The sequence below is a fragment of the Streptomyces sp. MAI_2237 genome (assembly GCF_054189285.1).
On sequence record NZ_JAJPGQ010000005.1, the window covers coordinates 336,651 to 353,315 of the forward strand.

The window sequence follows — 16,665 nt, forward strand, 5'->3', positions numbered from 1 at the left end:
ATGGCTATGGCTATGGCTGCAGGACGTCGAGGACGAGATAGCCGTCGATGCGGCGTAGGTGCTCGCTGTCGGGGTCGGGCGGGAGTGCGTGGCCGAGGTTGCCGGCGCGGACTTCGCTGATCCACTGGTCGTGCTGGTATTCGTGGTTGATCAACGCGGTGAGCAAGTGCGTGGCGACGATGGTGAGTTGGGTGGGGGCGCCGACGCGGCCGGCGGCGATGTCGCCGATGCGGGCGTGGACGCGTTCGGCGACGGTGTCGCGGAACTCGGTGAGCCGTTTGACCGTGGGCAGTGTGCCGCGGAACTTCTCCGGGTTCGCCGAGTCCATCAGGGCGTCCAGCTCGGGGTCGGGGCTGGGCTCGGCCGCGGTGAGGTTGCGGATCATGAAGTGGGCGACGTGGGCCTGGTGGCCCAGGTGCCAGCCGATGGCGCTGGAGTTCTCGTGCGGGCGCCAGGTCACCTCGTCCGGGGTGAGGTCCTTCCACAGGTCGTCGGTGTAGGCACGAGCTCGGTCGTACTCGCGCAGCAGTGCGTCTACCCGGAGCATGGGTTCGCCTCTTTCGTGGTCAGGGACGCGGTCACCGCTCGGTCGGCGGCGGCGAGGGCGCCCTCGATGTGCCCGGCGTACCGGGTGGCCGTCTCGGTCGAGGCCCAGTGCAGCCTGCCCTCCATCGCGGGCCGTCGGTAGAGGGGGTGGCCGAACAGGGAGTAGTCGGTCAGGCGGTGGACGCCGGGCGGTGCGGTCCACCGCTCGCCGCTCCAGTCCTGCAGGTGGAGTGTCTCGGGTTCGGCCGCGGCAGGACCGAACAGCTGGGCCAGCTGGGCGGTGACGGCTTCTTCCAGGTCACGGCCGGTGGTCTGGGCCGCGGCGAAGCCGAACAGCGCGGCGGGCCGCCCGCCGGGGCCCGAGATGTCGTGCAGTTCCCGCAGCGGGCCGGTTCTGCTGATCGCGGCCCCCGCGAGTCCCGCGTCCCGCCAGAAGGGGGCGGGGTAGCGGTGCCGACGTCGGCACCGCAGATGCCGGTCGCCTCGACGTCGATGCGCACCTCGCCGATGCCGGGTTCTTGCCCCCGCACCGGGACGACCCGCAAAGCGGCCCCGGACTCCGCGACTTGTGCGGCTGTGTGAGCATGATGGACGTCGGGGGGCACGAAAAATCTCTCCTTGTAAGGAAAAGAGGAGCCGATATCCAAGGAAATGGCTCGCGCGTGATTCCGTCTGCACGGTAGAGCCTCCCGGACGGGCCCGGTAGAGGATCATGGTGAATGGGGGTATAAGGGGCGGCTATGGCCGGGAGGGGAGCGTCATGAACATCGAGGGGTTGCGGTATGCCCGCGCCGTCTCCACGACGAAGTCGTTCAGTGCGGCCGCCCGGGCCTACGGCGTCACGCAGCCGGCGCTGTCCAACGGCATCGCGCGGCTGGAGCAGGAGCTCGGCGTGACGCTGTTCGAGCGATCGCCGCGCGGGGCCCGGCCGACCCCGGACGGCACCCGCATCCTGCCCATGATCGACCAGGCGCTGGACGCCCTGGACGCGATCGTCGCCGAGGCGCGACGGCTGACCCACCCGGCGCCCGACACCATCCGCATGGGCGTCTCCCCGCTGATCGGGGCCGAGCTCGTCGCTCGGGCCTTCGACGCCGCCCGCACCCTGGACCGCCCGCGCGACCTGGTCCTGCGGGAGGCCGATCTCACCCACCTCCGCAAGGACCTCCAGGCAGGCCTCCTGGACATCCTCCTCGTGCCGGCCGTACAAGCCATGCCGGCCTTCCGGCACCGCGTCATCGCCCGCGAACCGGTCGTCGTGATCGACCCGGCCGCCACCCGGACCGAGAGCCCCGTCGAGTTGCGGGCCGCGGCCGACGCCGCCTACATCCTCGTACCGGACAGCTGCGGGCTGACCACGTTCACCACCGAGTTGTTCCGCAGCCACGACCTGGCGCTGCGCACCTATCCCGGTGAGGCTTCCAACTACCGTGTGCTGGACGAATGGGCGCGCATGGGCGTGGCCGCCGCGCTGCTGCCCCAGTCGAAGATCACACAGGCCCACGGCGGCTACCGCCCCCTCGTGCGGGCCGGGGCGCCCGTGGAGATCGCGTACGAGGCCGTCTGGGACAACGGCACACCGCTCGCGGCCGACCTGGAGGACTTCGTCGCGGCTCTCACGCAGGAGGCCGCCGAGAGCACCGGTGATTGACAGCGGTTATGGCTCCGTGACCGCCGAGCCACTACCGGGCGCGTCCGCGGGAATGCGCGACGGGGACAGGGTGTCTGTCCGCATCATTCCGGTCACCGTCTCGGGCGGTTCCCCGGTGCGTGAATGTCTGTGACGGTACGAGAAAGGCGACAGCGCGATGAGGAGCGAGGACGCCTCCGTACTCGACGATCCGGTGGGCGAGTCGCTGCGGGGCCACCACACCGCGCTCGCTCGTCGACTCGGCCGGGCCGACACCTACCTGCCGGGAGTCGCGACGTTCTGCGCCGTACCCCGCGATCCGGACGCGACCGACTGGGCCGACCTCGCCCGGCTGCTCGGCCGGGACGGCTTCGCGGACCTGTTCAGCTGCCAGGCGGTACCGCCGCCGGACTGGGAGCCGGTCTTCGCCCTGGACGGACGGCAGATGATCTGGACCCGCGACCGCCCTGTCGAGCCCCGCGCCGTGAGCGGCGACCTGGTCGAGCTGAGCGCGACCGACGTGCCCGAGATGCTCGACCTCGCCGCACGGACGCAGCCCGGACCGTTCTGGCCGCGCACCCACGAGCTGGGCACCTATGTGGGAGTCCGTGAGGGCGGCAGCCTGGTGGCCATGGCGGGCGAACGGCTCCGGCCGCCCGGATGGACCGAGATCAGCGCCGTGTGTACGGCGCCCGAGGCGCGCGGGCGAGGCCACGCCGCCCGGCTGGTGAGCGCACTGGTCTCAGGCGTCCTGTCCCGGAACGAACGTCCCTTTCTGCACGTCGCCGAGACGAACACCGCCGCGATCGCCCTCTACGACCGGCTCGGCTTCGAAAGCCGCACGCAGGTGACCTTCCGGGGGTTCCGGACGCCGTGAGCCGTGACGGCGGTCGGCGCACGATCCTCAGCGTGCGCCGACCGCTTGCCCGCGCCGGCCACGGCCGCCCCTTGCCGGCCACGGTCGGCAAGGGGCGGCTCGGCCCGGGGCCTCACCTCACCGTAGGACTGGGAGAGACCGTTCTGTTCGCCGGCGGGGTGAGGACGACCTGGGGCTGGCCCGCGGCCGGGGGCGGCGGGGTCAGGTCCCGGGCGGGGAGTTGGGGTGCGGTGGTCTGCAGGGACAGGGCCTGGTCGAAGTCGACCAGGCCGGTCTTCTCCACGGTCGTGATGTGATCCAGGACCGTGTTGTTCGCCAGGTCGGCCAGGTCACGGACCAGTGAGTTCCTGGTGGTGGTGCGGACACTCGCGATCGTGGCGAGCATCTGGCCGTTCGTCGCCCGCAGGATGGTGGTCAGGTCGGTGTCGAACTGTTTGCCGCTGTCCCCGTTCAACCGGGTCACGAAGTCCTGCTGCTGCGGCGATGGCTGGTTGGGCAGCGTGATGCCCAGCTGGGCGGCGGCCTTGCGGTCGGCGGCGTCCAACGTGGCATCACCGGCGATCAGTTGCTCCGCGACCGCCTTGACCGGCTTCGTCGCGCTCTTTTTCAGCGCCATCTGACCGACGGGGTACTCCCACAGGCCGGCGGAGCGCACCTTGACCACGAAGTCCCGGTCGGCTTGGGTCAGCGGCCCGGTCGCCGGGTGGGCGATGACCAGTTCTGGTTCGCTGCTGACCCTTTGGACTCCGAGCATGCTGGGGTAGAGGAGGGCCCCCAAGGTGGTGGCGAGCGCACCACCCACGAACAGGGTTCCCGCCGCTTTCCGTGAAACGAGCACCGTCTCTCCTGCTTCTGATTCGATACCCGCACTCCCAGGGATACGTATGCCGAGCCCCGGAAAACCTCTTGGGTTCGTAATGAGTTCGTCAAGCCATGAGGTGTCCGGCCCCTACGGGAAGGCCCCGGGGCCGACAGCCGGTGTCAGGTCTCAACCGCTTCCAAAAATAGGGCCGTTGGCCCCTATGGACAGGCTCAGGCAGGGACTGTTCGGCCCTATCGGGACCGGGGGTCGCACCCTCGATCATGTGGGCGACGGCCGGGAAGGGTCAGGACCATACCCGCACCTCTGGCACTTCCCGGTTCGTCGGCGCACGGGCCACTTCGCCCGGTGCGCTTCAGCGGTCGGGGTGAGACCCTCGAGTGCCTTCCTGCACGGCGCCGGCGACCCGTGCAGCCCACGTTGTCCGCGAACCGTCGCTCGCTCAGATCGCCACGTTCCCTCGTCATGTCTTCGTCCGCTCCGGCAGCCGGGTGCGGCCGGCGTCGAGGCCGATGGACAGACCTGAGGCCGTGACGTCGAGGCGGGTGGCCTTCAGGCCCAGGGGGTAGTCGGCGTCGGTCCGCGCGGTCAGTGCGTTCTGGATACGGCCGACCAGGCGGGTGGGCGCGGGACGGCCGAGGATCTCGGCCTCCTGGAGACGCAGCGTCACATGGCCGTCCTGGAGGGCGGGTCGCACGGTCGCCTGCCCGAGGCCGCCTTGGCCGAGGTCCAGGACGACGGTGCCGCTCTTCTCGTCGAGGCGCACGCCGGTGACGGGCAGCCGGCCCCCGTTCGCGCCGGTCATGCTCCGCAGGGACGCCGCGGGGACGTCGACGTCGGCGTGAACGGCGGAGACGGTGCCCGAGCGGTCCCCGGTCAGGCGTACGTCCTGAAGGCGGGCGCGGACGGACACGTCGGGGATACGGCCGAGGGTGGCGTGGTCGTTGCTGATGGTCACGGCGTCGAGGTGCCGGTCGAGCAGGGCGAGCAGGGCCGGGCCGCCGTCGATGTCGACGGTGCTGTCCTGGCCGAGGGCCCGGCCGGCCGCCACGGCCAGGCGCTCCCGCAGCATCGTGCGCGCGGCGACTTCGGCCGCGGTGACGGTCAGCAGGACGAGCGCCAGGGCGAGGGCGGTGACGGCTGCCGCCCGGTGTCGCCGGAACGCGGCGCGGATCATCCGTTGCCTCCCGTCGTCGCGGCCGGCAGGGCCTGGCCGGCCGGGGCCTGGGCGGGCGCGGGGCCTTCGGGGTCCAGGTGGGGCAGAAGCCGGTCCAGCCACCGCGGCAGCCACCAGTTCGCCCGCCCGAGCAGGTACATGGTGGAGGGCACCAGGACGAGCCGCACCACGGTGGCGTCGAGGATCACGCTCACGCCCAGGCCGAGCGCCAGCATCTTGATCACCACGTTGGTGGAGAGCAGGAAGGCCAGGAAGACGCTGGTCATGATGAGGGCGGCGCAGGTGATGACGCGGGCGGTGCCGGCCAGCCCGGCGGCGACGCTCGCGTGGTTGTCCTTCGTGTGCAGCCAGGACTCGCGGATGCGGGAGAGCAGGAAGACCTCGTAGTCCATGGACAGGCCGAAGACGATCGCGAACATCATCATCGGTACGTACGACTCCACGGGGACGGGTTCGTCCACGCCGAGCAGCGAGCCGCCCCAGCCCCATTGGAAGACCGCGACGACGACTCCGTAGGCGGCCCCGATCGACAGCAGGTTGAGCAGGGCGGCCTTGAGGGCGACCAGAAGGCTGCGGAAGACGGTGAGCAGGAGGAGGAAGGCCGCCGCGACCACCACCGCGACGATGACCGGCAGACGGTCCAGGACCACGTCGCGGAAGGTGAGTTGGGCCGCGGTGACGCCGGTGACGTAGCCGCGGGCGCCGGAGTCGGCGAGGGCGTCGGGGAGCGTGTGGTCCTCCAGGCGATGCATCAGGTCAGAGGTGCCCTGCTCCTGTGGGCCGGTGTGCGGTGTGACCGTGGCGATGAGCAGGGTCGTGTCGACGGCGGCAGGTGGGGTGACACGGGCGACGCCGGGGGTCGCGGCCAGAGCGTCATGCAGGGTCCGGGACAGCGCGGCACTGTCGACGTGTGCGTCCGTGAGGTCGGCGACGACCGTGAACTGGCCGTTGGTGCCCGGTCCGAAGCCGTCGGCGATCAGGTCGTAGGCGCGGCGGTCGGTGTAGTCGGCCGGGTCGGCACCGTTGTCGACGTGCCCCAGGCGCATGGAGGCGGCCGGTATCGCGAGGACGGCCAGCACGAGTGCGCCGACGGCGAGGAACTGCCAGGGTCGGCGGCCCACGGTGGCGGCCCAGCGATGCCAGGTGTCGCCGGTGCCGGTCGGCTCGTCGACGGGGGTGCGCACCCGCCACCGGTCGATGCGGCGGCCCGCCACTCCCAGGAAGGCGGGTCCGAGGGTGAGCGCGGCGCCGGCGGCGATCAGGACGGTCAGACCGGCGGCGACACCGAGGGTGCCGATGAAGGTCACGCCGGACACGTACAGGCCGCCGAGAGCGAGGGCGACGGTGGCCGCCGCGACGATCACGGCCCGGCCGCTGGTGGCGACGGCCCGGCCGGCGGCCGGCGCCGGATCGTCGACGTCGCGCAGCAACCGGCGGTGCCGGGTGATCAGGAACAGGGCGTAGTCGATGCCGACGCCCAGGCCCATCATCGTGGCCAGCGTGGGTGCGGCGTTGCCGAAGGTGAACGCCGCGGCCAGCAGCCCGAGCAGCGAGATCCCGGTCAGCAGCCCGACGACCGCTGTCAGCAGCGGCAGTCCGGCGGCGGCCACGCTGCCGAATCCGGCCAGCAGCACGACGACGGCGGTGACGAGGCCGATCACCTCCGACAGCCGGTCGGCGGCCTTGGGGCGGGCCAACTGGCCCAGCGGGCCGCCGTATTCGACCTGGACGCGGTCGGCGCGCAGGCCGTGCACCGCGTCGTCGACACCGTCGAGGTAGGAGGGGGCGAAGCGGGCGGGGTTCTCCGTGAAGCGGACCGTCATGATGCCGGTGGTGCCATCGGTGGAGACCGCGCCGGGCGTGCTCAGCGGATCGGCCACCGCGATCACCTGGGGCAGCTTCTTCAAGTCGGTGACCGCGGTGTCGACGGCGCTCCTGTGTGCGGCGAGGGAACCGGTGGCGGTGTGCAGCACGATCTGGGCGGCGGTGCCGCGGACGCTGTCGGAGCCGTGCGCGTCCAGCAGATCGGAACCGGTCTGCACGGAGGTGCCGGGAAGGGCGAAATCGTCGTCGTAACTGCCGCCCCAGGCACGGTCGGCGGCCAGCGCGGTGAGCAGCACCAGCAGCCAGGCGGAGATCACCCACCACGGTCGCCGTGCGCACCACCGGCCGAGCCGATGGAGCCGTCCGGCGCGTTCGGGCGCTTCGGGGCGGTCGGGTAGTGGGGAGGTGGCCGGCGCGTCGGTCATGCAGTCGTTCCTTCTCGGGCCACGTCTCATGGCTCTGGGTCGGTGGTGTGTGGGGGTGGTCAGTGGTGGTGTCGGGTGAGGGCGGGGTGCTGCGCCGGCGGCCTTGTCCCTGGTCGTGGCGCACCGGTGGGGTACACCCTGCCGGTGGTCCATGGCCGCCCGGCGAGCGGGTCAGCCCTTCGGCCGTCTCTTGATCGGCGGTCTCAGCGTGGCCGGGGCGTACGAGCGGGAGGTTCGGCGCATGTTCGGGGTGTGTAAGGGCCGCTCGCGCGGACGCTCGGGCCGGCCGGAGGTGGCTAGCATCAGTGGCCGGGCTGCGGAAAGAGAGGCACATGCCGGAGAGCAAGGGGCTCGTCCTGGTCGTCGAGGACGAGCGCAACATCGCCGACCTCCAACGGCGCTACCTCAGCCGGGAAGGCTTCGGCGTGCACGTCGAGAGCACCGGTGACGCCGCTCTGGCCGCCGTCCGTCGCATGCGCCCGGTCGCGGTCGTCCTGGACATCGCGCTGCCCGGCATGGACGGCATGGAGGTCTGCCGACGGCTGCGCGAGGAGGGCGACTGGACGCCCGTGCTGTTCGTGACGGCACGGGACGAGGTGACCGACCGCATCCTCGGCCTGGAACTGGGCGGCGACGACTACCTCACCAAGCCGTTCTCGCCGCAGGAGCTGGTGGCCCGCGTCAAGACCCTGCTGCGGCGCGCCGCCGGACCGCCGCAGCACCCCGTGCGCCGGGTGGGACGTCTCGCGCTGGACGCCGGCCGCCGCACCCTGCACGTCGACGACCGGCCGGTGGAGCTGACGACGACCGAGTTCAACCTGCTCGCCTTCCTGATGCGGCACCCCGGCCAGGTCTTCACCCGCGAGCAGCTGCTCGCCCAGGTGTGGGGGTACGCCGGCTACCGCGACACGCGCGTGATGGACGTCTACGTCTCGCAGCTGCGCGCCAAGCTCGGTTCCGCCAGCCCCCTGCGCACCGTCCGCGGGGTCGGCTACAGCGTCACGGACGCCGACGGCCGATGATCACCCTGCGCGGACCCGGCCGCCGCGGCTCCCTGGCCGGCAGCATCGTGCTGCTCACCACCGCCGTGGCCGCCGTGGCCGTCGTGCTGACCGGGCTGTTCGCCTGGCGGGTCATCCGCACGAACGCGGAGACCCAGGAACGCCGGCAACTCTCCCGGCAGGCCGAGGTCCTCGCCCGTACTCCCCCGCTCGCCGCCTGGATGCTCGACCGGCAGGAGCGCATCGCCGGCGCCGACGACATCCGGCTCGCCCTCGTCCGCCCCTCCGGCGCGGTGGACGGGCCCGCGGCGGCCGCGGTCGACGCCAAGAGCCGCGAGGCGCTGCTGTCCGGGGAGGAACTGTCCGCGACGGCACGGCTCGATGGCCGCGAGGTGCTGGTGGAGGGAGCGCCGACGCCCACCGGCGGCGGCCTGGTCCTCACCCAGCCGATGAGCGCCGTCGACGAGGCCACCGACCGCATGCGCGGCAGCCTCGTCCTGCCGTTCGTCCTGGGCCTGACCGGCGCGGCCCTCGCCGGTGCGCTGCTGGCCCGCCGCCTGGCCCGTCCGCTCGTGTCGGCCGCGCGGACCGCGCACCGCCTGTCGCAGGGCGAGCGCGGGCTGACCGTGCCGGCCGAGGGCCCGGCGGAGGTGGCGGAGCTGGCCGGTGCGCTCAACCTGCTCGATGCTGCGCTGACCCACAGCGAGGACCGGCAGCGGGAATTCCTGCTCTCCGTGTCCCACGAAATCCGCACCCCGCTGACCACGGCACGCGGCTACGCCGAGGCCCTCGCCGACGAGGTCGTCACCGGCGACGAGGTGCCCGAGGCCGGCCGTATCCTGCGCGGCGAGATCGAACGTCTCGAACGCTTCGTCGGCGACCTGCTGGCCCTGGCCCGCCTGGAGGCCGACGACTTCCGGCTCGACAGCGTCGAGGTCGACCTCGACGCGCTGGTGGCGGAGGCCGCGCAGGCATGGTCGGTGCGCTGCGCGCAGCACGCCGTGGACTTCCGCGTCGAACGCCCGGCACACCCGCTGCCGCTGATCACCGACGGTTTCCGGGTACGGCAACTCGTGGACGGTCTCGCCGAGAACGCCCTGCGCGTCACCCCGGCCGGAAAACCCCTCGTCCTCGCCGTCCGGGCGGAGGAACCCGGCGCTCTGCTGGAGGTGCGCGACGGCGGCCCCGGCCTCACCGACGACGACATCGCGGTCGCCTTCGAACGCGGCGCGCTCACCGACCGCTACCGCGGGGTGCGACCCGTCGGCAGCGGTCTGGGCCTGGCCATCGCCCACCGTCTCGCCACCCGCCTCGGCGGCACCATCACCGCCTCGGGCCGGGCCCCCGAGGGCGGCGCCTGCTTCACCGTTCGGCTCCCGTCACGCCCCGACGCCCCTTACACGCACCGAACACTCCCCTGACATCCGGCTCATGACACCCCGTCAGGCTCGTGCTCACGGACAGACGGAGGAGGCACGGCATGGGAGGCAGGCTGCGAAGGCCGACGTGGCGCCGCACCACCAGCGGCCCGGAACGGGACGCGCCCCGGCGTCTGCGCGACGACCTCGACCAGGCCCTGTCCCTGGTCGACGACGCGGCCCGGCGAGCGGCCGTGGACGGCGTCGTACGGGGAATCGCGGAGGGCAGGTACGGCCCGGGCTTCCAGCGCCGGGCCGAGCGGGCGCCGGCTCGCGCCCGTCAGGCAGGCGCGGGGTGAGGCCATATGGACTGTCGGGCGTTCACGGCAGCAGATGGCCGTCTCCGGCGGGACCGGCGCGATCGCCTGGCGTTCCGACGGCCAGCAGGCGGCATTCAGCCGGAGTCCACGCCGTTTCAAAGTGGTTTCACCAGAGTTCCGCCTCGTGCCTACTTCACACTCACGCGTCGGCGTCGCCTCCGTGTGCGCCGCGGCTCTGACGTTCTCAGGACTGCTCGCCACCGGGCTGGTCGCCGCTCAGCCCGCGGCCGCCGCGGATCCGGCGGGCTACCAGAACGTCCGCATCGACGAGGTCACCTCCTCGAACAACGACACGGTGGAGCTGTACAACACCGGTGCGATCACGGTGAGTGTCAGCGGCTGGAAGATGTCCGACGACGGCTTCTCACCGCACGGTCCAGCGGGACGAACTGATCCCGCAGGGCGGTGGCGAGCCGCGCACCGGCCACCGCTGCCCCGGCGAAGGCCTCACGATCGGTCTCCTCGAAGCCCTCGCGATCCGCCTGGCCGACCTGGACTGCACCGTCCCCGACCAGGACCTGAGGATCAGCCTGCGGCGCATCCCGGCCCGCGTGCGCAGCGGCTTCGCCGCACCAAACGTGCGGGTGCCGAGCGGGCGAACGCTGACGACCGTGTGACACCCGCGCCGAAGGCAGGCGAGCGATCCGGTGCGGTGGCCCCCTTCGCCCGGCGTCCCTAGGGTCGCCGGAATGACAGAGCGCATCGGTGACCCGACGACGATCACACCGGAGATGGCCGCGCAGATCCGCAGGTGGCGATGCGATGAGGATTACTCCTGGCGCGCGGTGGCGCAGGGCCGCGTCCGACCTGTGGGGTTCCGACTGGGGCAGCAACCAGATCTTCGGCAGAGACCTCTGCGCGGCCGCAGCGAAGCTGCTGGGCCAGGACCCGGACGCGGAACCTTGGTGACGGCGCTCACCACAGCGGTGAGGAGCCGTCCGGGGTGGTCAGCAGTGCCAGATGGGCGAGGTCCGCGGGCGGAGGCGTCGTCACGGACCACAGCGGCGGCGGGGACCCGTCGGCCACCGCGGCCGGGGCGTCCGTGAGGTTCATGCGCTCGCGCAGGCGGCCGTAGAAGTCCATCGGACCCAGCCGCACCGCTCGCAGACGCCGCGGGGCGGCGTACACCCCGATCCAGTCGCCCGGATCCAGTACGCCCCGCAGCTGGCCGTCGATGCTGACCGCCGCCGGTCCCGAACGTTCCAGCACGCGCAGTCCGATCGGTTCGTCGGGGGCGGTGACGATGGAGCGGTTGAAGGCCATGTGCGGGGCGACCGGTGTGAAGATCAGGGCCTCGGCACGGGGCGAGACGACGGGGCCGCCTGCGGCGAAGCTGTAGGCGGTGGAGCCGGTCGGGGTGGCCACGAGCAAGGCGTCGGCGGAGTAGGAGGCCAGGAGGCGGCCGGAGACGTAGACGCCCACGGAGACCTGGCGGTCCCTGGCCAGCTTCTCCAGGACGATGTCGTTGAGGGCCGTGACGTCTAGCGGGATGCCCCAGTCGGCATCCACGTCACAGTCGCTACGCACCTGAGGCGGCGGCAGCAGCGGGCCGCGGCCGTACCGCACCCACGGCTCCATGTGCTCCGGCACCTCCAGGCGGCGGGAGGCCCGCAGGGCGAGCAGCATGCGGCTGTCGATCCCGATGCGGTCCTCGCGCACCGCGTCCAGTGCCTCCCGGACCCCGGCGGCCGACACCTCCGTGAGGAAGCCCACCCGGCCGAGGTCGACCCCCAGGACGAGGGCGTCGTTCTTCGCCGCCAGCCGGGCACCGCGCAAGAAGGTGCCGTCCCCGCCGAGGGTGACGACGAGCTCGGGATCGCCCGCGGCCGCGACCTCCTCGCGGGCGCCGCGCCGCCCGCCGTCGTGCCACACGTCGATGTCCGCGCACCGCACGGCGTGCTCCTCGCACCACGCACGGACCACGCCGGCCGCCTCCACGGCCTCGGGACGCCCACCGTGGACGACCAGGCCGAGCCGCTTCACTGTCACATCCGCCTCCGGCAGTTCTTCTCGGTCACCCGGTGATTAACCACCGTAGGGAGTGTCGCCCGCGCGGGGCCTGCTCGGTGGGCCGCGAGTCGCCAGGGGCGCCGTACCGCCCTGGCCGAAGCCTCGTCCGCAGCTCGGATGCAATACCGCCGTCTCAGGGGGAAGAAGGATTACCGACCCAGGGAGGCTGGAGTGGCAAGCGATCGGATCGGACTGGCTGAGGTGCTCACGGCGGCGGAGGACGCCGCGCCGGTGGGCTCCCTGGATGTCGTGGCACGCAATCTGCGCGACCGGTTCGACGCGCGGTACGTGTCCTTCCTGTTCGTCGACGTCGTGGGCCGGCGCCTGCTGCGGGTCAGCGACGAGGCGGAGACACGGCCGGGGCAACGCACCGATCAGGTCCCTCTCAGCGGCAGCGGGGTCTACGACGAGGTCCTGCGCACCCAGAAACTGGTGCTGGCGCCCGAGGGCGAGCAGGGACAACGCGTACTCGCCCCCGTCACCAACCGCGGCGACGCCATCGGCGTACTGGAACTGTTCCTCACCGATGTGACAGAGGACGTGCTGAAGCAGGTGGAAGAGGCCGCGCACGCGCTGGCCTACATCATCGTCACCGACCGCCGCTTCACCGACCTCTACCACTGGGGCAACCGCACCACCTCGGTGAGCCTGGCCGCCGAGATCCAGCGCCAGCTCCTGCCGTCGGCCCCGTCCTGTGAAGCCGCCCAGTTCGCGCTCGCGGGCGCTCTCGTCCCGGCCTCCGACATCGCCGGTGACACCTACGACTACTCCCTCGATCAGGACACCCTGCACCTGTCCATCACCGACGCCATGGGCCACGACGTCAACGCCGCACTCATGGCCACCCTGCTGGTCAACGCCTCTCGGGGCGCCCGTCGCTCCGGCGTCGACCTGGCCGAACAGGCCCGCCTGACCCACCAGGCCCTTCTGGACCACGGTCGACGGACCTTCGCCACCGGCCAGTTCCTGCGCATCGCCCTCGACGGCACCCGCGCGCAGCTCGTCAACGCCGGCCACCCATGGCCGCTCCGGCTGCGCGACGGCCAGGTCGAGGTACTGCGCCTGACCGTCAACCTGCCGTTCGGTGTCCATTGGCAGGGCCCGTACCAGGTGCAGGACCTCGACCTGCGCCCCGGTGACCGCCTGGTGCTCTACACGGACGGCATGCAGGAACGCCAAGCGGCGAAGGTCGACCTGCATGACCTCATCCGCTCCACCGCCTCCGAGCACCCGCGCGAGGTCGTGCGCACCCTGGTGACCGAGGTCAGCGAGGCCTGCAACGGGTTCGTACGAGACGACGCCACCACCCTGTGCCTGGACTGGCACGGCCCCGTTCACACGGGCCGAAGAGTGACCGTCGACTCCTGACCACCGGGCCCCTGCTCACCGGTCGGCGTCGGGGTGCGCGCACCTGGCCAGTGGCTCCGCGAGGAGAACGACGCGGTCGGCCGCGACATCGAACCCGAGCAGCGGACGGCCGTAACCACCCTCCGGATCCATCAGCACCGGCTTGCCGAACCGCCGCCCGATCTCTCCCAGCACGTCGCTCGACCCACGTGCGGTGCCGATCTCAGAAGGCCGGCTTCTCCACCAGCTTCGCCAGGTTGTCCAGGGCCATGCGCTGCCCCACTTCGTTGTCCGCGGGCGGCACCGCGTCCGGGACGCCCTCGTGATGGATGGTGACCTCCGTGCCGCCGCCCGGCGCATCCGCGAGCGTCGTCGTCAGCGTCATCTCGCCGCAGAGCGCGGGATCGGACGTCTCGAACGCGAAGACCTCCACCACCCTCTCGTCTTGGACGAGTCGTCGAAAGTGGCCGTGGTAGGTGTCGGTGTGCTCGGACGACTTACCCGTGTCACCGGGAGTCGTGTACGTGAGCGAGATCCGGAACGCACCGCCTTCTCGTGCCTCGAACTCATGAACTGTGCTGGTCATGTTGTCGGGCACCCGCCACTTCGCGAGCGCCTCGGGGTCGGTGAGCGCGCGGTAGACCGCCGTGCGCGAGGCGTTGAGGTGCCGTGTGAGCCGGGTCTCGTACATACCCGTCAGGCTACGGGCGGGCACCGACATCGACACCGGGACGCCGGCCCGCGGCGGCCGGCCGCTGTTACATCCCGATGCCGGTGTCGATGAGGATCTGTGCGGCCGGGGTGGCATTGTCGGCGCGGACCGCTTCGGCCATGGCGGCGCGCGCCGATTCGGGCGTGGCGTCCGGCGGGATCACGAGGAGGGAGAAGTGGTCCGCCTCACCCCGGGTGACGAGGACGGTGTCGTCGCCGACCGGGAAGGAGTCGATGTGGACGACACGGTCGTCGACGATCAGCCGCGTCGGCAGTTCCTCCCAGGCCGCCGCGTCCAGGCCAATCCGTGTGACCGGCCCCAGGTGCGCGGTCAACGCGGAGACCAGGGAGGGAAGTTCGGCCGCGATGTCGTGGGAGCGCGGCCACCACGCCCCGTCGAGCACGCCCTGCCGATCATCCGTCGTTTCCAGACGTACGACGGCCGTACCGGGTTTCACGTCGCCGTGGACGTGCGGCGCGAGTCGGGGCGCCTGCGGAGAATGCTGGCCGGTGTCCATGGTCAGCCTCCCGTGGAGGAGCCCGCCGCGGCCGCCATGAGCGGTTCCGCGGCTTCCGCGGTCGTGTCCGGAGGTACGACCAGCAGGTCCCAGCGTCCCTGGCCCGGGGCGAGCAGAACGACTGTGTGCGGGGCGGACGCGGCAAGAGTCCTGTGCACGTGTACGACCTGGTTGAACACGAGCATCCGGCCCGCCGTCGTGGGCCAGACCGCGCCGTTGACGGTGACGCTGGTGACGTGACCCCACGTCCGCGGCAACCCGGCGAGCAGGCTGGGAAGTTCGGCGAGCAGGTCGTACGAACGGGGCCACCACGCTCCGTCGATGGGCCTGGGCAGGGCACCCTGGGGCACCAGCCGCAGACGCAAGGGGGGAGGGAGGGGAGGCGGGGGTGGTTGTGCAGTGTTCATGACGGCTCCTGGCAACTGCCTTTGCACGAATGAGAGGCCGAGGTCGGGCTTAGCGAGCTGCGACCCGGCGTGGCACGGCCACTCTGCTCCCTCACGCGCGGAAGCCTGGCCGTCCGGCGGAGGAGAAGGGGGCCGTCGTAGGTCTGGGGCTGGTTGACGCGGAAACGGCCCTGCGCTTGGCCGGGCCACTGGAGCCGAGATGCGGCCGAGGTCACGGACTGCCGCTGGGGATGGTGGTGTGCCCGGGACGACCTGTCGGGTAGGCGGGACCTACCTGCCGTCCCCACCCTACTCTTCGTGCGGGAAAGACCGCAGTGTTCCTGATGGGCGCCCTGGGCAGGCGCGCGTCCGGGCGGAGTCACGTTGACACCTGTGGTCGTCGGACGTTGACTGGCTGGACGGCGCAGGGCCCGCAGGGGCAGGGTCGACAGGGTCTCCTCAAGCCTGCAGCGAACCGTCGAGAAGGCGAACGGCGTCTTCGGACGGTGCCCCAACTTCCAGGAAAGCGGTACACACGACCATGTACGACCAGACACGCGCACAGCAGCCCGCGGACGGGGCCTCCGCTCCCCTTGGACGCCGTGCCACGGGCCCGGAGCCGCTGCTCCCCCCGGACGGGCGGGAAGAGATCGTGCGCCGCCTCGGTCACGCCGTCAACGCCTTCGCGGACAACCCGCGCGCGGCTCTGGAGGAGGCGGAGGGCGCGTTCGACGAAGCCGCGGCCCAGTTGGTCGACGCTCTCGCCGAGCGGCGGCGGGCCCTCCGCGCGAGCTGGGCGGACCTGGACCCCGAGGCCCAGTCCACCGAATGTCGCCTCGCCCTGCGCGAGTACCGGGAGCTCGCCGGTCGCCTCCTGCGAGCCTGAGCGCCCCGGCGAAGGGAAGGCAGGCCCGTTCCCGGCGAGTGACGCGACGGACAGCCGTACGCGGCTTCCTGGAACTCGAACTGCTCGAACTGCCTTCGCTCGTGGCTTTGTTGACCCCCCACTGTGATGACGCCCGGCCGCGTGATCACCGTGGAGTCGACCGATGCCGTCCACGACACCGGCCTGATCACCCTGGACTGCGAGACGGTGGGACGCTGGGTGTCTCTTGTCGTACCGTCCAGGGAGCCCGCCGACACGGCCGCCCGATTTTCGGCCGGGGCCGGACGGTAAATCGGCGCTGAAACACGAAATTCACGAGATTATTCCCGGCCCCATGATCGAGCACGCCGTGCTACTGTCGAATCAGGTTGCAGTTGTGGTTTGCCAAAAGGGTTCATTCTCTGACGGGTTGATCATCACGGCGACACGGAGTGCGCACGAGCGCCTCCGCGCACCGTTTCCGAAGGAGAAATGACATGGCCACCGGCACTGTGAAGTGGTTCAACGCCGAAAAGGGCTTCGGTTTCATCGCGCAGGACGGCGGCGGCGCCGACGTCTTCGCGCACTACTCGAACATCGCCGCTCAGGGCTTCCGTGAGCTTCAGGAAGGCCAGAAGGTCTCGTTCGACGTGGCTCAGGGCCAGAAGGGCCCGACCGCCGAGAACATCGTCCCGGCCTGACACCGGCTCTGACGCATCTTTCGCAGCTGGGGCCCGCACCTTGGGGTGCGGGCCCCAGTTCGCTGCTTTTTCACGGGGGATTCACCCCC

The 16,665-nt window shown here is 71.5% G+C and carries 21 protein-coding genes; 11 read left to right on the forward strand and 10 right to left on the reverse strand.

Annotation, left to right across the window (positions count from 1 at the left end):
• Window positions 1-10: 10 nt before the first annotated feature.
• Entirely contained in the window at window positions 11-547 is a 537-nt protein-coding gene (locus LN251_RS29675; protein ID WP_458247252.1) for a DinB family protein, read from the reverse strand.
• Window positions 535-1,260: an FAD-dependent oxidoreductase gene (locus LN251_RS29680; protein ID WP_458247253.1), complete on the reverse strand. Its 726-nt coding sequence runs from the start codon at window positions 1,258-1,260 to the stop codon at window positions 535-537. The genes LN251_RS29675 and LN251_RS29680 overlap by 13 nt, the downstream gene beginning before the upstream one ends.
• Window positions 1,261-1,306: 46 nt before the next feature.
• Between LN251_RS29680 and LN251_RS29685 the strand changes: the two genes are divergently transcribed.
• Together LN251_RS29685 and LN251_RS29690 are read left to right on the forward strand one after the other, a co-directional pair.
• A complete protein-coding gene (locus tag LN251_RS29685) occupies window positions 1,307-2,197 on the forward strand; it encodes a LysR family transcriptional regulator (RefSeq protein ID WP_458247254.1) in 891 nt (296 codons plus the stop codon).
• Window positions 2,198-2,354: 157 nt separating this feature from the next.
• A complete protein-coding gene (locus LN251_RS29690; RefSeq protein ID WP_458247255.1) occupies window positions 2,355-3,053 on the forward strand; it encodes a GNAT family N-acetyltransferase in 699 nt (232 codons plus the stop codon).
• A gap of 112 nt (window positions 3,054-3,165) precedes the next feature.
• Here the strand turns inward: LN251_RS29690 and LN251_RS29695 are convergent, their stop codons facing one another.
• From LN251_RS29695 to LN251_RS29705, 3 genes are all read right to left on the reverse strand, one after another.
• Window positions 3,166-3,855 carry a DUF4142 domain-containing protein gene (locus LN251_RS29695; protein ID WP_458248191.1) on the reverse strand — a complete coding sequence of 230 codons (690 nt, stop codon included), beginning with the start codon at window positions 3,853-3,855 and terminating at the stop codon, window positions 3,166-3,168.
• Window positions 3,856-4,336: 481 nt separating this feature from the next.
• Window positions 4,337-5,050, reverse strand: a complete 714-nt coding sequence (locus tag LN251_RS29700; protein ID WP_458247256.1) for an LmeA family phospholipid-binding protein — start codon at window positions 5,048-5,050, stop codon at window positions 4,337-4,339.
• The gene (locus LN251_RS29705; protein ID WP_458247257.1) at window positions 5,047-7,299 is read right to left on the reverse strand and encodes an MMPL family transporter; all 2,253 of its coding nucleotides are present in this window, start codon (window positions 7,297-7,299) and stop codon (window positions 5,047-5,049) included. Before LN251_RS29705 ends, LN251_RS29700 begins: the two co-directional genes overlap by 4 nt.
• Window positions 7,300-7,631: 332 nt before the next feature.
• On the opposite strand from LN251_RS29705, the gene LN251_RS29710 reads away from it, so the two are divergent.
• From LN251_RS29710 to LN251_RS29730, 5 genes are all read left to right on the forward strand, one after another.
• Window positions 7,632-8,321, forward strand: a complete 690-nt coding sequence (locus LN251_RS29710; RefSeq protein ID WP_458247258.1) for a response regulator transcription factor — start codon at window positions 7,632-7,634, stop codon at window positions 8,319-8,321.
• A complete protein-coding gene (locus LN251_RS29715) occupies window positions 8,318-9,721 on the forward strand; it encodes a sensor histidine kinase (RefSeq protein ID WP_458247259.1) in 1,404 nt (467 codons plus the stop codon). Before LN251_RS29710 ends, LN251_RS29715 begins: the two co-directional genes overlap by 4 nt.
• 59 nt (window positions 9,722-9,780) lie before the next feature.
• The gene (locus tag LN251_RS29720) at window positions 9,781-10,017 is read left to right on the forward strand and encodes a hypothetical protein (protein ID WP_458247260.1); all 237 of its coding nucleotides are present in this window, start codon (window positions 9,781-9,783) and stop codon (window positions 10,015-10,017) included.
• A gap of 350 nt (window positions 10,018-10,367) precedes the next feature.
• Window positions 10,368-10,655 (forward strand): hypothetical protein, encoded by a 288-nt coding sequence (locus LN251_RS29725; protein ID WP_458247261.1) that lies wholly within the window; start codon window positions 10,368-10,370, stop codon window positions 10,653-10,655.
• A gap of 145 nt (window positions 10,656-10,800) precedes the next feature.
• Window positions 10,801-10,947, forward strand: a complete 147-nt coding sequence (locus LN251_RS29730) for a hypothetical protein (protein WP_458247262.1) — start codon at window positions 10,801-10,803, stop codon at window positions 10,945-10,947.
• A gap of 6 nt (window positions 10,948-10,953) precedes the next feature.
• Here the strand turns inward: LN251_RS29730 and LN251_RS29735 are convergent, their stop codons facing one another.
• On the reverse strand, window positions 10,954-12,027 hold the full coding sequence (locus LN251_RS29735) for an NAD(+)/NADH kinase (RefSeq protein WP_458247263.1): 1,074 nt from the start codon (window positions 12,025-12,027) through the stop codon (window positions 10,954-10,956).
• Window positions 12,028-12,219: 192 nt separating this feature from the next.
• Between LN251_RS29735 and LN251_RS29740 the strand changes: the two genes are divergently transcribed.
• Complete coding sequence (locus LN251_RS29740) at window positions 12,220-13,416, forward strand: PP2C family protein-serine/threonine phosphatase (protein ID WP_458247264.1); 1,197 nt, start codon at window positions 12,220-12,222, stop codon at window positions 13,414-13,416.
• Between the two features lie 15 nt (window positions 13,417-13,431).
• Here the strand turns inward: LN251_RS29740 and LN251_RS29745 are convergent, their stop codons facing one another.
• The 4 genes from LN251_RS29745 to LN251_RS29760 all read right to left on the reverse strand — a co-directional run bounded on the left by LN251_RS29745 (window position 13,432) and on the right by LN251_RS29760 (window position 15,031).
• A complete protein-coding gene (locus LN251_RS29745; RefSeq protein ID WP_458248240.1) occupies window positions 13,432-13,590 on the reverse strand; it encodes a hypothetical protein in 159 nt (52 codons plus the stop codon).
• Window positions 13,591-13,618: 28 nt separating this feature from the next.
• Window positions 13,619-14,086, reverse strand: coding sequence for an SRPBCC family protein (locus LN251_RS29750; protein ID WP_458247265.1), 468 nt, complete (start codon window positions 14,084-14,086; stop codon window positions 13,619-13,621).
• Between the two features lie 67 nt (window positions 14,087-14,153).
• Window positions 14,154-14,624, reverse strand: coding sequence for a DUF5994 family protein (locus LN251_RS29755; RefSeq protein WP_458247266.1), 471 nt, complete (start codon window positions 14,622-14,624; stop codon window positions 14,154-14,156).
• A gap of 2 nt (window positions 14,625-14,626) precedes the next feature.
• Window positions 14,627-15,031 carry a DUF5994 family protein gene (locus tag LN251_RS29760; RefSeq protein ID WP_458247267.1) on the reverse strand — a complete coding sequence of 135 codons (405 nt, stop codon included), beginning with the start codon at window positions 15,029-15,031 and terminating at the stop codon, window positions 14,627-14,629.
• A 520-nt stretch (window positions 15,032-15,551) separates the two neighbouring features.
• Here LN251_RS29760 and LN251_RS29765 point away from each other — a divergent pair.
• From LN251_RS29765 to LN251_RS29775, 3 genes are all read left to right on the forward strand, one after another.
• On the forward strand, window positions 15,552-15,896 hold the full coding sequence (locus LN251_RS29765; protein WP_458247268.1) for a hypothetical protein: 345 nt from the start codon (window positions 15,552-15,554) through the stop codon (window positions 15,894-15,896).
• A 126-nt stretch (window positions 15,897-16,022) separates the two neighbouring features.
• Window positions 16,023-16,187 (forward strand): hypothetical protein, encoded by a 165-nt coding sequence (locus LN251_RS29770; RefSeq protein ID WP_458247269.1) that lies wholly within the window; start codon window positions 16,023-16,025, stop codon window positions 16,185-16,187.
• A gap of 185 nt (window positions 16,188-16,372) precedes the next feature.
• The gene (locus tag LN251_RS29775) at window positions 16,373-16,576 is read left to right on the forward strand and encodes a cold-shock protein (protein ID WP_314197735.1); all 204 of its coding nucleotides are present in this window, start codon (window positions 16,373-16,375) and stop codon (window positions 16,574-16,576) included.
• Window positions 16,577-16,665 lie beyond the last annotated feature (89 nt).

What these genes read in the sequence shown, in the direction of transcription:
- LN251_RS29675 (WP_458247252.1), bottom strand. Translation starts at nt 547, where the DNA reads ATGCTCCGGGTAGACGCACTGCTGCGCGAGTACGACCGAGCTCGTGCC.
- LN251_RS29720 (WP_458247260.1), top strand. Translation starts at nt 9,781, where the DNA reads ATGGGAGGCAGGCTGCGAAGGCCGACGTGGCGCCGCACCACCAGCGGC.
- LN251_RS29750 (WP_458247265.1), bottom strand. Translation starts at nt 14,086, where the DNA reads ATGTACGAGACCCGGCTCACACGGCACCTCAACGCCTCGCGCACGGCG.
- LN251_RS29730 (WP_458247262.1), top strand. Translation starts at nt 10,801, where the DNA reads ATGAGGATTACTCCTGGCGCGCGGTGGCGCAGGGCCGCGTCCGACCTG.
- LN251_RS29760 (WP_458247267.1), bottom strand. Translation starts at nt 15,031, where the DNA reads ATGAACACTGCACAACCACCCCCGCCTCCCCTCCCTCCCCCCTTGCGT.
- LN251_RS29710 (WP_458247258.1), top strand. Translation starts at nt 7,632, where the DNA reads ATGCCGGAGAGCAAGGGGCTCGTCCTGGTCGTCGAGGACGAGCGCAAC.
- LN251_RS29715 (WP_458247259.1), top strand. Translation starts at nt 8,318, where the DNA reads ATGATCACCCTGCGCGGACCCGGCCGCCGCGGCTCCCTGGCCGGCAGC.
- LN251_RS29755 (WP_458247266.1), bottom strand. Translation starts at nt 14,624, where the DNA reads ATGGACACCGGCCAGCATTCTCCGCAGGCGCCCCGACTCGCGCCGCAC.
- LN251_RS29680 (WP_458247253.1), bottom strand. Translation starts at nt 1,260, where the DNA reads ATGATCCTCTACCGGGCCCGTCCGGGAGGCTCTACCGTGCAGACGGAA.
- LN251_RS29700 (WP_458247256.1), bottom strand. Translation starts at nt 5,050, where the DNA reads ATGATCCGCGCCGCGTTCCGGCGACACCGGGCGGCAGCCGTCACCGCC.
- LN251_RS29765 (WP_458247268.1), top strand. Translation starts at nt 15,552, where the DNA reads ATGTACGACCAGACACGCGCACAGCAGCCCGCGGACGGGGCCTCCGCT.
- LN251_RS29705 (WP_458247257.1), bottom strand. Translation starts at nt 7,299, where the DNA reads ATGACCGACGCGCCGGCCACCTCCCCACTACCCGACCGCCCCGAAGCG.
- LN251_RS29770 (WP_458247269.1), top strand. Translation starts at nt 16,023, where the DNA reads ATGACGCCCGGCCGCGTGATCACCGTGGAGTCGACCGATGCCGTCCAC.
- LN251_RS29690 (WP_458247255.1), top strand. Translation starts at nt 2,355, where the DNA reads ATGAGGAGCGAGGACGCCTCCGTACTCGACGATCCGGTGGGCGAGTCG.
- LN251_RS29685 (WP_458247254.1), top strand. Translation starts at nt 1,307, where the DNA reads ATGAACATCGAGGGGTTGCGGTATGCCCGCGCCGTCTCCACGACGAAG.
- LN251_RS29775 (WP_314197735.1), top strand. Translation starts at nt 16,373, where the DNA reads ATGGCCACCGGCACTGTGAAGTGGTTCAACGCCGAAAAGGGCTTCGGT.